The sequence below is a fragment of the Brevibacillus sp. FIR094 genome (genome assembly GCF_050477165.1).
Classification (GTDB): Bacteria; Bacillota; Bacilli; order Brevibacillales; family Brevibacillaceae; genus Brevibacillus.
Map to the genome: position 1 here is coordinate 138069 of NZ_JBEAES010000011.1, position 15008 is coordinate 153076.

General features: G+C 49.6%; 14 protein-coding genes and 1 riboswitch. Of the genes, 13 read left to right on the plus strand and 1 reads right to left on the minus strand.

The features are described from left to right. The first annotated feature begins 280 nt into the window (after nt 1-280). The 6 genes from ACQ5DJ_RS12120 (at nt 281) to ACQ5DJ_RS12145 (ending at nt 7352) form a co-directional block, all read left to right on the plus strand. The gene (locus tag ACQ5DJ_RS12120; RefSeq protein WP_429842697.1) at nt 281-2368 is read left to right on the plus strand and encodes a hypothetical protein; all 2088 of its coding nucleotides are present in this window, start codon (nt 281-283) and stop codon (nt 2366-2368) included. Between the two features lie 214 nt (nt 2369-2582). Further along, entirely contained in the window at nt 2583-3431 is an 849-nt protein-coding gene (locus ACQ5DJ_RS12125) for a HesA/MoeB/ThiF family protein (protein ID WP_429842698.1), read from the plus strand. Nucleotides 3432-3461: 30 nt separating this feature from the next. Then, nucleotides 3462-4322, plus strand: a complete 861-nt coding sequence (locus ACQ5DJ_RS12130) for a HesA/MoeB/ThiF family protein (protein ID WP_429842699.1) — start codon at nt 3462-3464, stop codon at nt 4320-4322. Between the two features lie 8 nt (nt 4323-4330). Beyond that, nucleotides 4331-4780: a DUF441 domain-containing protein gene (locus tag ACQ5DJ_RS12135; protein WP_429842700.1), complete on the plus strand. Its 450-nt coding sequence runs from the start codon at nt 4331-4333 to the stop codon at nt 4778-4780. Nucleotides 4781-4816: 36 nt separating this feature from the next. Beyond that, nucleotides 4817-5908 (plus strand): alpha/beta hydrolase, encoded by a 1092-nt coding sequence (locus ACQ5DJ_RS12140; protein ID WP_429842701.1) that lies wholly within the window; start codon nt 4817-4819, stop codon nt 5906-5908. A gap of 25 nt (nt 5909-5933) precedes the next feature. Next, nucleotides 5934-7352: a LeuA family protein gene (locus ACQ5DJ_RS12145; protein WP_429842702.1), complete on the plus strand. Its 1419-nt coding sequence runs from the start codon at nt 5934-5936 to the stop codon at nt 7350-7352. Between the two features lie 94 nt (nt 7353-7446). On the opposite strand, the gene ACQ5DJ_RS12150 is transcribed toward ACQ5DJ_RS12145, so the two are convergent. After that, complete coding sequence (locus ACQ5DJ_RS12150) at nt 7447-8139, minus strand: M15 family metallopeptidase (RefSeq protein ID WP_429842703.1); 693 nt, start codon at nt 8137-8139, stop codon at nt 7447-7449. A gap of 181 nt (nt 8140-8320) precedes the next feature. Then, nucleotides 8321-8536: riboswitch (cobalamin riboswitch) on the plus strand. A 163-nt stretch (nt 8537-8699) separates the two neighbouring features. On the opposite strand from ACQ5DJ_RS12150, the gene cobO reads away from it, so the two are divergent. From cobO to cobJ, 7 genes are read left to right on the plus strand one after another with little or no spacing between them, the layout of a single operon-like run. Further along, nucleotides 8700-9248, plus strand: a complete 549-nt coding sequence (gene cobO / locus ACQ5DJ_RS12155) for a cob(I)yrinic acid a,c-diamide adenosyltransferase (protein WP_429842704.1) — start codon at nt 8700-8702, stop codon at nt 9246-9248. Then, nucleotides 9245-10360, plus strand: coding sequence for a threonine-phosphate decarboxylase CobD (gene cobD / locus ACQ5DJ_RS12160; RefSeq protein WP_429842705.1), 1116 nt, complete (start codon nt 9245-9247; stop codon nt 10358-10360). The genes cobO and cobD overlap by 4 nt, the downstream gene beginning before the upstream one ends. Then, nucleotides 10357-10896, plus strand: coding sequence for a bifunctional adenosylcobinamide kinase/adenosylcobinamide-phosphate guanylyltransferase (gene cobU, locus ACQ5DJ_RS12165; RefSeq protein ID WP_429842706.1), 540 nt, complete (start codon nt 10357-10359; stop codon nt 10894-10896). The genes cobD and cobU overlap by 4 nt, the downstream gene beginning before the upstream one ends. Continuing rightward, nucleotides 10893-11633, plus strand: a complete 741-nt coding sequence (cobS, locus tag ACQ5DJ_RS12170) for an adenosylcobinamide-GDP ribazoletransferase (protein WP_429842707.1) — start codon at nt 10893-10895, stop codon at nt 11631-11633. Before cobU ends, cobS begins: the two co-directional genes overlap by 4 nt. After that, nucleotides 11630-12262, plus strand: a complete 633-nt coding sequence (locus ACQ5DJ_RS12175) for a histidine phosphatase family protein (protein WP_429842708.1) — start codon at nt 11630-11632, stop codon at nt 12260-12262. The genes cobS and ACQ5DJ_RS12175 overlap by 4 nt, the downstream gene beginning before the upstream one ends. After that, on the plus strand, nt 12259-13209 hold the full coding sequence (gene cbiB / locus ACQ5DJ_RS12180; RefSeq protein WP_429842709.1) for an adenosylcobinamide-phosphate synthase CbiB: 951 nt from the start codon (nt 12259-12261) through the stop codon (nt 13207-13209). Before ACQ5DJ_RS12175 ends, cbiB begins: the two co-directional genes overlap by 4 nt. A gap of 26 nt (nt 13210-13235) precedes the next feature. Next, entirely contained in the window at nt 13236-14996 is a 1761-nt protein-coding gene (cobJ, locus tag ACQ5DJ_RS12185) for a precorrin-3B C(17)-methyltransferase (protein ID WP_429842710.1), read from the plus strand. Nucleotides 14997-15008 lie beyond the last annotated feature (12 nt).

Sequence of the window (15008 nt, forward strand, 5' to 3'; positions counted from 1 at the left end):
AATCGAGTTCTCCCTCCTGTAAGGTTTTGGTACTCTGCTACTCACTTTACAGGGATGAAGAATACGGAATAACGGGCAGCGGAATGAAATCGAATTAGGTCCGGGGACGGATTTATGTCTCGTTCTTGCCGGAAAGCTTTACCATCTGGCAAAGTTGAAGTAAGATGGTTAAAAATTACAAAAAGGAATAAAAAATCAGGCTATTGTACACCTTCCTTCTGAGCTAAAGGTTTGGTTCACCATTAGGGGTACTGCTTTCCTGATTTTTTTCGTGATGCCAATGAAAAATCAAATCTACCTTCGCCGGAAAAATAAAATCATCGTACAGCAGGGGCAGCATGAACTGCCTACCTCTTATTTAGCTGCGGCTTTGCGCAACATCGAGAGCTTGGGCTATACCTTTTCACTGGAATTGCTAGAAAGAATCCGAACGCTGTCGGAAGGAGAGTTTTTCGCGCTCTATTCGGACGTGGTAGCTGTCCTAAAGGTAAAGATCGGGGCATCCCGGCAATACAAGCCGATGTATCCGAATTTTCCTAAGCAAGTCATGGAGGCTAGCGAGGGTGAGCTGTTTGTAAATGCGATCATTCATTATTTGACGTTGGACCTTCCTGTGCACGAAGTGAAAAAGCGGTTGCCTTTGCTGAAAGAATCGCGCCTGAAGTTGATACATATGGGCACAGACGAAGAGCTGCTACAGATAGGAATGAACTTGCTGCGCTCCAATAGCTCGCTGTCTGTTACTGACAGGGAAGACTTGGAGGGCTTGATTCAGGCCTATGAAGGAATCGCAGAAGCTCTCCCAGGCGAGATTCCCCAAAAGGAAAACGTGGCGATTGCTGCTAGCCTGTTGCTCAAGTATGACAAGCTACCTGCTACCTTTTTGGCCCACTACTGCAAGACAGCGACAGATGTACTACGTCTGGCAGTGGCACTGTCTGACGGGGATGTGAGCTTGGCAGAGCCTGCGAAATTTCGCAAGTTCAAACGCGGCGAAAGAAGACTGCTTCTCCGACTGCTGGAAGCCAGCTCGAATATCGTAGAAGACATGAATCGTTACAAAAACAGATGGATCCGTCTCGGGGAAATCTTGCATCCGTTTGAATATAAGGATCGCTATCCGAAAGCGGCAGAAGCATTCGATATTTTGCGCAACAATCACAAGTTCGAGACGTTCAATAGCCAAGTAGAGCAGGCGCTGGTCCGTGCGGATGTGAATACGGCGATCAAGCTGCTTGAACAGCGTCCTGGGGAATTTGCCCGGCGCCTGGATCATTTGCTGCGTTTGACGGAGCTGGGTAGTTCAGTCCTTTCTGCCTTCGAGAAGATTGCGGATGGTGTATCGACTCCAGTTCTTTTGCAAGTCATGAATCACTTTGACAAACGGGATAGCTACGGAGAATGGCGAACCTTTTTTCCAAAAGGGCAAGTGGCGAAAGTACAGGCAATCGAAAATCGAGTGCCAGAGCTGCAAGAGGACATCAGACAGAAGGCAGCGGATATATGCCGGACATCGTTGTTGAACCGTTTTGCCAAATTGCCATCGCTGGGTAACGTCTATATCGACCCGCGACTGCAGGAGCATCTCGTTCCGTTTTCGATGCGATCCGCCAGCAAAGCACTACGCACGATTGCACGCGGCTCCCGGCTATCGATTCCGGACGGAGGGACGATTCGCTTTTTCCTGTGGTGGAGGGAAGGGATCGTCAACGATGTCCCTACAGGCAGAGTTGATATCGATTTGTCTGCCGTGCTCTATAACGAGGATTGGAAGTACATGGAGCATATTTCCTATACCAATCTGCGTTCCGACAAGTATCGAGCGTGCCATAGCGGGGATATTGTGGAGGCTCCCAAAGGCGCGTGCGAATTCATCGACATCGACATTGATTCTGTCATCCACTATGGCGGTCGATATGTCGTCATGAACCTGTATTCGTTTACGAGTCAGCCTTATTGCGATTTGCCTGAATGCTTCGCTGGTTGGATGATTCGTTCCGCGCCACAGACAGGAGAAATTTTCGAGCCGCAGACGGTACAGGACAAGATTGATCTCGCCGCAAATACGCGGATTTGTATCCCGGTCATTCTGGATCTCGTGGAGAGAAAAGTGATTTGGACGGATATCGCCCTGAATTCCGATCCGTGGTTTGCCAACAATGTGGAGTCCAATGCCGGAGGGGTGGAGCTGATGGGAAGAGCGCTCACCTCGTTGGTGAAGCCTACCCTGCATGAGTTGTTCATGCTTCATGCACAGGCGAGAGGGACGCTGACTGATCAGGCGGAAGAGGCAGATACGGTATTTTCCTTGGAGGAAGGCATTACCCCGTTTGATACGGAGATCATCATGGCGGATTTTATGCAGTAAGGTTGGCGGGGTGTAAGGCGTGAGTTCGGTATTATACCGGACTCACGCCTTTTCACTTTGTTATTCTAGCCTGAAAAATTTTCTGTTTTGTTCATGAAAATTTCAAATAAAACCCAATTAATAGTCAGAACGAGCTATTTTTTTGCTAGTAACTGGAACTCTATAATGGCAAATGTAATTGGTCAATTCGATTTGGAAAGAGGAGGAAAAAGAATTGGAAGCAGATTTGTTTTATTGGGAAATGGTCAAGAAAAATATTGGGGTGTATACCACTGAGGAACAAAAACGCTTAAAGGACGGAAAGATCATCATATTTGGACTCGGCGGTGTTGGGGGGATGGAAGCGATTCTTTGCGCCCGCATGGGGATCGGGCAAGTCACCGGAGTAGATCCTGATGAATTCGAAGTTTCTAACATCAATCGTCAAATGCTGGCAACGGTACATTCATTGGGTAAATCAAAAGCGGCGACGGCTGAAGAAGCTCTTCAATCCATTAACCCATACATATCTGTTCGATGCGTCCAAGCAAATGTTGATGAAGACAATGTGCTTGAACTGATGAAAGGGCATGATCTGGTGATTGAAGCAGTGGACGATATACCCTCGCGCGTCATCATCCACCGGACCGCGCGTGAGCTGGGCATACCAAGCGTGGGCATGTCAGGGAGTCCCCCAACCCGTGGGTTTGTCTCTTCCTTTTTTCCAGACGGCATCTCGTACGAAACAGCATTGAACATTCCAGGAGCAGGGGAGAAGTTGACCAATGAAGCGCTACGCCAAGAGATTGCTGACATAAAAAAAGCCAGGGCCTGGCACTCTGTCAAAGAAGGAGCTCCAAAGGAATGGGCAGAGGATTTTTGTGAGGGAAAGGCTGGCTGGATTATTACACCAGTTCGTGCCCATCTCATAGCGCTTTTCAGCTTTCATGAAGCCGTGCAAATCTTAACGGGCAGAGAACCGTTGGCACGTGCACCCAAAGGCGTTCTCATTAATCTAGATACGGACACGCCGGTAAAAGTGACCACTCCCCCTGATGGAACGTGGAACTATGCAACACTATAACGATTTTGAAAGAACCAAGGAGATGATCGTATGCCGTTGATAGAAAATAGCCAATTATACAACAACAGTTTCACCCGCAATTTCGGAATCATTACGAGTGAGGAGCAAGCCAAACTGCGGAATGCTAGAGTAACGGTGGTAGGTGCAGGCGGCGTGGGAGGAATCACATTGATTCAACTCGCCCGTATGGGTGTAGGCAAGCTTCATGTCATCGATCAAGACTCGTTTGAGGAAAGTAATCTCAATCGCCAAATGCTCAGCTTTGTCAGCAAAATCAACTCTCCCAAGGCGGAAGTAGCGAAGGAAATACTTCACGATATCAATCCAGAGCTGGAAGTAAAGGTAACAAGGGAGTTTGTTACCGAAGAAAATGCACATGATTTGCTGGGTGATACAGATGTGATTGTAGATGCTACGGATAATCTGGTTGCACGGGTAATCATCCATAGAACTGCGGCTGATATGGGTATTCCCTCCATCTGGATTGCGGTAACACCACCTTTCCGTGGAGGAGTCATGTGCATGACACCCGACTCCGTGCCCTATGAGGTCGCCATGAGGCACCCTTCCTATCAACAGCCTCTCACGCCAGAGATGCGTGAAAAAATTAATCAGATCAAAGACGAGCGTGCAAAGTATTCCGTATCGCAAGGTGCCCTGCCTGAATGGGCAGATGCCTATGTAAAGAGAGAGGCTCCATGGGCAGTGCTTGCTCCGGTAGCGAATATCGTCGGCGTATTGGCTAGCTTTGAGGCATTCAAACTAATCATTCAGAGACCAGACCTATTGCCAGCCGTTGCTCCCAATCTAGTCAAAGTCAATTTAGCTTCCGTCCAAATGGTACAGGTAGAAGCCCCGGCAGAGGGAAGCTGGGATAACACGCTACTATAAGGACTCCTATGTTGCCTACCACCATTATCTTACTGGTAATCGCCCTCTTGTCATTAGTGGCAAAGGACCTGGTTCTCGTCTACGCTTCCCTCTTGCTGCTCGGATTATCTTTGCTAAAAGCAGTGCCTGTCATGGATGCAATCCAAAAACCAATTTTCCATGTGGGTCTGTTTTGTCTAATGGTATTCTTGTTGATTCCGATTGCCAAAGGAAAATATGATTTCATCTCTCTTGGCAAGGAAATGGTCAGTTGGAAAGCAACGATAGCCATTTTAGCAGGTTTTATCATCTCTTATGTCGGGGGAAAAGGCTTAAGTATTTTGCCAGATCAACCGGTTGTTTTCATAGGCGTAACACTTGGAACACTTTTGGCAGTGCTACTGACTAATGGGCTGCCCGCAGGCTTAATCATTGCAGCAGGATGCATTGCGTTGCTGTCGAGAATCTTCAATTTCTAGCACCCTCTAAATCTATTTTGAAAGAAGTGCCAAACTATGAATTTCAATCATAAAAAGAAAAATCATTTTCTTATGCTAGTCCTATCTTTAGGGCTACTTGTTCAAGGGTGTTCAACTCCTGATTCCCCCAATCAAAATAGTACAACACAAGCTCAATCAGTAGTGGAATCAACCAATGAGATCGTAACGGAAGAGCTGAAAGTGCCAAGTATCGATCAGGACGTCTCCTTATATGTGAGGCATATGAGTGCCAAAAACAAGGAAAAGTTCACCAACAATGAGGTTGTATTATTTCTTGAACCGTTTAGCGTACCTACTGCCCAAGCATTTGATGTTCCGGGATACTCATGGATGGAGGAATACGCAAAGCAAGGTTACGACACATGGGCGATGGACTTCCGAGGGTTTGGGCAATCTACCCGCCCACCTGAAATGGATCAACCGCCTGTAAAGAATGCTCCTGTCGTCCGTGCCACTGAGGCGGTAAAAGATTTGGAGGCTGTGGTACAGTACATCAAGCAAAAGCGGCAAGTCGAAAAAATCAGTATTGTAGGATGGTCATGGGGTGGAGTTGTTGCAGGAATGTACGCGACTGAACATTCCGATGATATTGAAAAACTCGTGCTTTATGGTGTTATGCATGGTTTTTCCTTACCTTTGATGGCAACTCCATTTGAATCAAAAAGCAAGCCAGGTGAAATTAATCCCGATTTACCAGCGTACCAGGTTGTCCAGTTTGACAAGGCCATGCACCATTGGCACATGATGCTAGATAAACGCGACCTGGTTTCTGGTGAGGCAATGAATGCTGTATCCAAGGTCTTCGTAAACTCTGATCCTAACAGCAGCAAGCAACCAGAACAGTCCATCCGCCGTCCAATGGGACCTTTGGTAGATCTGTATTACATCTGGACGGACAGACCAATTTTTGATGCAGCGAAAATTACGACGCCAGTGTTGATCATTCGAGGAGATCTGGACTTTTTTGCAGATAAGTCCCTCTTCCATAAACTGACCAATGCATCTGCAAAACAAGAAGTGGTTATCAAAGATGCAACACATTGGGTGTTGTACGAAAAAAATCGTGATCAACTCTTGCGTGAAACAGACGAATTCCTGAAAAAGTAAGTAAACCCGTAAGGATGTGCTGGAAATGAAGTCGTTTCAAATTTTGGATGCAACACTGCGAGAAGGAGAGCAGCAAGCAGGCGTTCGCTTCACATGCGAAGACAAGATTCGCATACTGCATCTCTTGGAAAGCTATCAGATAGACCTCATAGAAGTGGGCCACCCTGGAATTTCTGCCCTAGATGAAGAAATCTGCCGAAAAGTGGCTCAATCGGCAAGACGAGCGCAAATATTAATGCATGCGAGAGCTACTGTTGAAGAAGTACATGCAGCAAAGCGCGCCAAAGCAGACTGGGTGGGGATATGGGCTTCCATTAATGATGTGTCTATCCAAACCAAATTCAGTCATCACCAGGAAAGCTATATACAAGAGAAGGTCGAACAAGCTGTTATCGAAGCAAAAAAGCTTGGCTTACAGGTTAGATTCACGATTGAAGACGCTTCACGGACAGAGTGGGAAAAGATATCCAGCTTAGGTCATGTTGCTTTGCAGGCAGGTGCAGATCGCATTAGTTTGGCAGATACTGTCGGGATATGGGAGCCTGATACCTGCAAAAAAATCGTAACTCGTGCCATTGAGGAATTTGGATGCGAAATTGAAGTTCATCTGCATAATGATTTCGGTCTTGCTCAAGCGAATGCGCTGGCGGCTATTGATGCAGGTGCCTCTGTCATTGATACGACGATTTTAGGAATCGGTGAAAGAGCTGGCATTACTGACTTGATCCAGCTTACTGTTGCGTTGCAAAAGCTGCGAAATGATCAACGTTATTCTTTGGATAGAATTCCCGAGCTTGTACAAGCGATACGTCTGACGACAGGGTATAGACCGGACGAACTACGCCCTATCACTGGGCAAAATGCCTTTACGCATACATCGGCTTACCATGTCCAAGCGGTAAAGAGAAATTCCAAAGCGTATGAGCCATTTCCTCCCGAAACAATAGGAAGAACACGGCTTCTCGAAGAAAAGCGTCCTCCAATAGGAAGCCCAAAGCTGCCTGTTTCCTTACAGGTAGGAAAGCCGTTTCCCAAAGGTGCTTCAGAGCTACAGTATCATCGTGACGGTCCAGGGATTCGCTGGGTTATGATGGATTCACGTGTTGATGAGCGAGCCTCATTTTATGTGATCCAAAGGATATTTGGATTATGCGATTTGTCCGGTGTTCCTGAAAAACATGTAGACAGACATGCGCATCATTGTGACAGTGCCTTCCTCTTTTGGGGAGATGCACCTGATGGCACTGGTCTGGTGTGTCATGTTCAACTCGGTGAAGAAGAGAAGACTGTTGAGAGTCCAGCAGCTATTTTTATCCCAGCAGGCGTCGAGCATTCCTATCACTATGTGTCAGGGCGCGGAACTTATACAAATATTGTATTGTCACCTGAATACAACAAAAGCTTATTGGTTTCAGCAGCAACTTCTGAAATACCAGTGACCTAAGAGGTACAGGAAGTTGTTGAGTTTGAAGAGTGGGCAGCCATCTGGGCATGAGTACGGTATCGACCGGGCTCATGCCTTGTTTGAGTATTTGTGGTTACATCGACAAAACCCCGCCATAGATCGGTTCTTGCTGCGTTTTTTGTCCCCAAGTGCGCGTTCCGTATTCGAAATGCCACCATTCTTTTGGATAGTTGACGAATCCGGCAGCGGTCATCAAATGATAGAGCAGTCGGCGATTTTCTCGAATCTCGATGTCTTTTTGTGTAGGTTGTACGAGTTCCTCATAATATCGAGTGGAAGCCAGTTCACTGAAATCATCGAAGTCTGTCCCCATTTCCAGCCAGCCATTAGGCCCTGCGATAGTCAGATCGACTGCGCCACCGGATAGGTGAGGGGACGGTTTTGAGAGGTCTGTTGTTGGATAAGCGACGAATTTGCTCAATTCTTCCGTGAGGGAGGGTCCTTCCTGCCAGCCTTGTAAAAGCAAGGCTTCACGGAAACGTTCATACAAAGATGCCTGTACCTCAAACGAGCGCCAGCCGTCCAACACGACGAGCTTGTAACCAACTGGCAGTTGTGAGGCTGCCGTGGTGAGCTTGCGTGCTGCCTCTTCTCGCAAAAAGGCTTCTGGCTGTGTTCCGGCATAGCCCTCGTGATAGTAGGCTGGATAGACCGTGATTTGTTCACAAAGGGAAGAGAGGGGGATCATCGGCTCGCCGCATTCCTTGATCGGCAGTGGGCTGGGCAGGACCATGTCTGTTATTTTTGGAATCGGAGGAAATAGCATGACTGCACACCACTTTCGATTGTTTTGCCAATAGGGTAACGAAAATTTTCAAGTAAGTAAATGGTGATTATCTTAAATTTTCTGCTAATAGTCCCTAGCGACAAATCGGCAGCTTTTGCTTGAATCCTCGGTAGCTTTTGCTATTATTAAAGCAAGTGCTTGTCAACGGAACGAAAGACATTTACATATGGAAGAAACAGGTCCTTGTTTTTGCGAAGCCGATTTGCAGGAGCAAGGTTAAAAGGGAAGTTTGGTGAAAAGCCAACGCGGTCCCGCCACTGTAAGAGAGTAGCTGTTCTTCAAGGCATCATGCCATCCACTGCCCATCTGGGAGCGGGAAGGAGAAGAAAAGCGATAATCCTCGAGCCAGGAGACCTGCCTGTTTTATGTTTACACTGATTTCCTTCGGGTCAAAGGAAGAGGTGAGGATAGTTGCTTTTCAGCTATCCGCGCTTTGTTTTTCCTTACGTACTGGGGGAAACAGGGCGCTTTTTTTATGCTTCGGAAAGTATTTGGAGGAAACAGCGGAGTAAAATACGTCACTTTTTGAGGTGGTCACGATGGAGAAAAACGATAAGAAGCGGGGATTGACTCTCGTATACACAGGAGATGGCAAAGGAAAAACGACAGCAGCAGTCGGGTTGGCTGTGCGGGCAACAGGGCGCGGGAAAAAGGTGCTGATGGTTCAATTCATCAAGTCGCCGGAGCGTACATACGGAGAAAAGATTATTTTCGATAAGTTGGGCATTGAAATTGTGCAAATGGGCGTCGGCTTCACATGGACGAAGACACCAGAGGAGCATCGGCATGCATTGAAAGAAGCTTGGGCGTTTGCGAGCGAAAAGCTTTCTTCCGGAGCGTACGATGTCGTCATTTTGGATGAGCTAAATAATGCATTGGCGATTGACCGCTTCCCAATTGATGATGTATTGCCATTGTCCGATGTATTGGAAGCGATTCAAAACAGGCCAAGTCATATTCACCTCGTGATTACGGGACGGGCAGCAAAGCAGGAGATTTTGGACATCGCAGATTTGGTGACAGAGATGAAGCCAATCAAGCATTACTACGATGAAGGGATTCCAGCTGTGCTGGGGGTAGAGTTTTGACAAGCGCAGGTGTAATAGAGATGTACGGTCATGGCGGAGACTTGCTGACCGCTGCGCAGCGCTTTGGTCGAGAGCCCGGGGAGTTTCTGGATTACAGTGCCAATATTAATCCGCTGGGGATGCCAGCAAGCGTCCGTGAGATGCTATTGGCTTCGCTGGCTGCTGTAGCGCATTACCCAGACCCAGGACATCGTGTGTTCCGTCGTGCGCTGGCGAAACGGCTGCAAGTGCCGGAGGAATGGTTACTACCTGCCAATGGTGCAGCGGAGGCGATGGCACTGGCCATTCTCGGTCTTTTACCGCAAACGGTTGGTGTGGTATATCCTTGCTTTTCGGAATACGCGCAACTTTCCGAGCAGTATGGTGCCCATGTCATTGGCTGCTTCGGGAAGGAAGCGAACGGGTACAAGCCCGATCCTATAGAGCTGCACACTCTTTTTACGCAGTCTGATCTCGTATTTGTCGGGTCGCCAAACAATCCGACCGGAATCCTGTATCAACCGGACGAGCTGCGGCAAATGGCAGAATGGACGAAAGAGACCAATACGTGGCTTATCGTGGATGAGGCTTTCCTCGATTTTGTGGAGGAGGAGCGGCAGTATACATTGGCGACGCAGCTGGAGCGATTTCCCCGTGTCATTTTGATGCGCTCGATGACGAAAATGTACGCGATCCCGGGATTGCGCCTGGGCTATGCGATTGCGCATCCGGATGTCATTGCGAGGATGCGCCAGAAGCAAGTGAGCTGGAGTGTGAATGCACTGGCCCTCTTAGCTGGAGAACTGTGCTTGCAGGAGCAGGCATACGAGGAACAGACGCGCAGGCTCATAAAAGCAGAACGTGCGTATTTGATCGATTGCATCAGCGGTGAGTTGGGCTGGCAGGTATGGCCAGCGGAGGCTAACTTTTTGCTGGTGCGTTCGCCAGAAGGATTGCCAGCCGAACAATTGCAGGCGCGGCTCGGCAAAAAAGGTGTTCTGATCCGCAATTGTGCGATGTATCCCGGTTTGACGGCACATGATGTGAGAATCGCAGTGCGGGGACGAGAGGAAAATGAAAGACTTCTGGCAGCGCTCCGCGAGGTCCATGCGGAAGGAAGTGAACAGCGATGAGCTTGGTGCTGGTAACAGGCGGTGTCCGTTCGGGAAAAAGCCGCTACGCGGAAGAGCTTGCGATGAAGTTGAGCAATCGAGTCCTGTACGTGGCGACAGGCAAGGCCTGGGATGATGAAATGAAGCAGAGAATCGAGCTGCATCAGGCACGTCGTCCGCTGGAATGGGGCTGTGTGGAGGTAGGAGAGCGATTAACTGATTACCACACATTCAGTGAGCAGTACGATGTAGTATTGATCGATTGCCTGTCCACCTGGGTGAGCAATCGATTAATGAGCGTGGATGAGTCGGAATGGAGAAGTCCTTCTCACACGCAAGCCCTGCTGCAAGAGGCAGAGGCATGGCTGTCCCTTGTTCACAATTCCCCGCAACAAGTCATTGCCGTCACAAGCGAGGTCGGATTGGGCGGTGTAGCCTTGAGTCGTTTGGGCAGATGGTTCGCGGATGTGCTGGGCGACGTCAATCAGAGAAGTGCGCGACAAGCGGACGCCGTCTACGCTGTTTTGTCGGGGATACCGTGGAGGATCAAAGGATGAATGCATTTTTACACGCGATCTCGTTTTTTACGCGTATTCCGGTTCCGTGGCTTCGCCCTTCAGAGGAGGCGTGGAGAAAAAGCGTCAACTGGTATCCCGCAGTTGGTTTGGTCATCGGTCTATTGCTATGGGGTGTGCATCAGGCAGGACTGGTGTTGTTTAGTCCATGGATCGCCGCTATTTTGACGCTGGTCGCATGGGTCTACGTGACCGGTGGTCTTCATATGGATGGGTGGATGGATCTCGCGGACGGTCTTGGCAGCAGCAGACCGAGAGAGCAAATCCTTACGATTATGAAGGATAGCCGTGTAGGTGCGATGGGCGTTCTAGCTGCAATTATGCTGTTGCTGATCAAGGCAGGTGCAGTCGCAGAGCTCGGACATCCGGGATGGGGCAGCTTTTTGATCATAGCACCAGTAGCGGCGCGGACACATGTGCTTTTGTCGATCAAGCTCTGGCCGTATCTTTCGCCAGATAAAGGGATTGGAAAAGGCATCAGTGCTGGGCTTTGCGTTTCCTCTATCATCGTGAGCTACATCATCGTGTTTGCCGCAGGTTGGTATCTTGGGGGCTTGCAGGTCATCACAGCCATTTTCCTGTCGCTGTTGTTTGCTCTCTTGTTTTCACGTTCGGTTTCAAAAAAACTGGGCGGTTTAAATGGGGACTGCTACGGGGCTGTTATCGAAAGCAGTGAAGCAGTCGTTCTCTTGGTGTTAGTCGGGAGCTGGTGGTTATGAAACTGGTTTGGATACGTCACGGGGAGACAGACAGCAATCGTGAGCATCGATATTTGGGGCATAGTGACGTTCCTTTGAATGAACACGGGTATCTGCATGCGAGTGAGTTGGCAAAGGAAATACCTGTGCTGATCAAGAGGCCTGCTGCGATTTACTCAAGCGACCTGCGCAGATGCACTAAGACTGCCGAACCGCTCGCAGCTGCTTGGGGGCTATCGGTTATTCCGGAGCCAGCACTCCGAGAGCTGTCTTTTGGTGAGTGGGAGCTGATGACCTACGATGAGCTGATGCAAACGGACCCTGTGCGAGCTACAGGCTGGTACGACGATCCTTTTCGAAATCGACCTCCACAAGGGGAGAGTCTGGAAGAACTGGGGATGCGCGTGGATCGCTGGCTTCGTTCCTTGTTGGAGAGATCGAGCAAGGAGGAGGCATCCGATACAGTCGTCATCGTCACACATGGCGGCGTGATCCGTTGGTTCCAGGCCGCGTGGCTCGAAAACAATCCTGACCGATATTGGCAGGTCGATGGCGTTAAGCATGGGGAGGCTCTGATCGCAGAATGCTTGGATGCAGTAGGGCGGAGCTGGATGCGTCAACCGCTGAAGAGTAAGAGAGGGACAACATGACTGAAGTATGGATTTTATGCGCGGCCTACTTGATTGATCGAGTCGTAGGAGACCCCCGGAGCCTGCCGCATCCAGTAATCATCATGGGCTGGTGGATTACGCGATTGGAGCGGGTCATACGTTCTGTCGTCAAAGAGGAGTCGCATTTGAAGCTGGCAGGAGTCCTGTTCCCGCTCGTGATCGTTGGTGGGAGCTACGCTGTCGTTTGGCTGCTTTTATGGGGAGCGACGTTTATCCATCCGGTTCTTGCCTGGATCTTGGGCGCCTGGTTGATTTCCACAACGATTGCGACAAAAGGTTTGGCTGATGCCGGGATGGAGATTGCCCGTCATCTGGTGGCTGGGGATATGGAAGCGGCGAGACGCTCCTTGTCCATGGTAGTTGGAAGGGATACAGAGCGGCTAGATGAACCGGAAGTATGTCGTGGAGCCGTGGAAACCGTGGCGGAAAACATCGTCGATGCGATCGTCTCTCCGCTGATTTTCGCAGCGATTGGAGGAGCACCGCTGGCAATGGCGTACCGTGCCGCTAACACCCTCGACTCCATGGTTGGCTATAAAAATGAGAAGTATAGGAATCTCGGCTGGGCGTCTGCCCGCTTTGACGATGTATTGAACTATATACCCGCCCGTTTGACAGCTTTGTTGCTCGTTGCCGCAAGCTGGCTGCAGCGATTGGATTGGAAGCAGTCCTGGGCAATGATCAGAAGAGATGCGCACTTACATCCGAGTCCAAACAGTGGTTTGCCAGAAGCCGGAGTTGCTGGGGCATTAGGCGTGCAGCTCGGGGGACTGAATTATTACCAAGGTGTTGCATCGAATCGGGCAAAAATGGGAGATGCGAAGCGGCCATTGCAGGCAAGTGATATCGTCGCGACGATTCGTTTGATGTATCTCGTTTCTCTCTTATGTCTGCTCGTTAGCGTGATGATATCGATTTTATTATAAACAGGAAGCGAAAAGGGGAGGGCCTTATGAGCGGCAAGTTGTTTGTGATCGGATTTGGTCCAGGAAGTTTTGAGCATATCACCAAGCGGGCACGAGAAGCCCTGCAGGAGTCCGATATCATTATCGGCTATTCCACCTACGTAGATTTGATCCGCGGACTTTTGACGAATCAGCAAATCGTCAGCACAGGAATGACGGAAGAAGTGACGCGTGCACGGGAAGCCGTTCGTCAGGCGGAAGAGGAAGGCAAAAAGGTAGCGGTCATTTCCAGTGGAGACTCAGGTGTTTATGGGATGGCAGGTCTCGTATACGAGGTATTGGTAGAAAAAGGCTGGACAGAAGCTACCGGTGTACCAATCGAAATCGTACCGGGCATCTCGGCGATCAATTCCTGTGGGGCAATCCTCGGTGCGCCTATCATGCACGACGCATGCACGATCAGTCTGAGTGATCACTTGACGCCGTGGGAACTGATTGCCAAACGGCTTGACGCAGCAGGGATGGCTGACTTTGTTATCGCGTTGTATAACCCGCGCAGTGGACGACGTACCCGCCAGATTGTGGAAGCGCAACGCATTCTTTTGCAGTACCGCTCACCAGATACACCGGTCGGTATTGTGAAAAGTGCTTATCGCGAACGCGAAACGGTTGTCGTGACGACCCTGGCGCAAATGCTGGAGCATGATATCGGCATGTTGACCACCGTGATTATTGGAAATACATCGACGTTTGTATACGACGGCAAAATGATTACGCCGCGCGGCTACCAGCGCAAATACACGCTGTCTGCCGATGAACAGCCACTAAAGCCGCATCAGCGTCTGCGTGTAGAAAATGAGCCCTGGTCGCTCGAGGCATCCGAGGAGAGTAGCCTAGCTTCAGCTCCGGCAGCACCAGCAACACCGAAGGCAGAAAGACCAGTAGCCGTTGCCGAGGACAGAGTAACTACTACAGAATCAGCAAATCTTGCAGCAACAAGCACGGCAGTATTGGAAGCGCCGCCTGCAACAGACATCGAAGCACCAAAAGCTCCTTTCGCATGGGCCATGGAGGCGTTGACTGCTATCAATGCGGCGAAAGGCATTGAAACCAAGCCCGCTTCTGGGCAGGTCCATCGTCCGGTATCTACCTTCACGCCAGAGATGATCTTCGAATGCGCGGTAAGTCCGGGTGTCGCCAACAAAAAAATCACACCGTTGCAAATGATGGCGATTGCCGAAGTGGCTGGCGAAAAGGGCGAGATCGAATACACTCCACACCACCAAATGATTTTACGCGTGCCGACTGCCAACCCTGAGAGCATCACTAGCCGCTTGCGAGAGCTTGGATTGATTCTCAGTCCGATCGGAGATGTTTTGCAGGTAAAAGCGTGTGACTTCTGCGACGGCGAGAAAAAAGACAGCATCCCTTATGCTGACGAGCTGCATCAAAAGTTGGGTGGAAAAGAAATGCCGAAGGAACTGAAGATCGGCTTCAACGGCTGTGGGATGGCGTGCTACGGCGCGGTTCAAGAGGATATCGGGATCGTGTTCCGCAAAGGAAAGTTCGATTTATTCCTGGGAGCAAAAACAGTGGGACGCAATGCACACTCTGGTATTCCGGTAGCAGAAGGCATCGAAAAAGAAGAGATTGTTCCACTCGTGGAGCGAATCGTGAACCGATTCAAAAAAGAAGCATTTCCGAACGAGCGGTTCCACAAGTTTTTCCAACGTGTAGGTGAGCTGGAGGGCTACGCATGGTACGAGCCAGCAAAAGCTGAGATCGAGAACGCAGCATGCGGAGATTAATGCAAGAACACT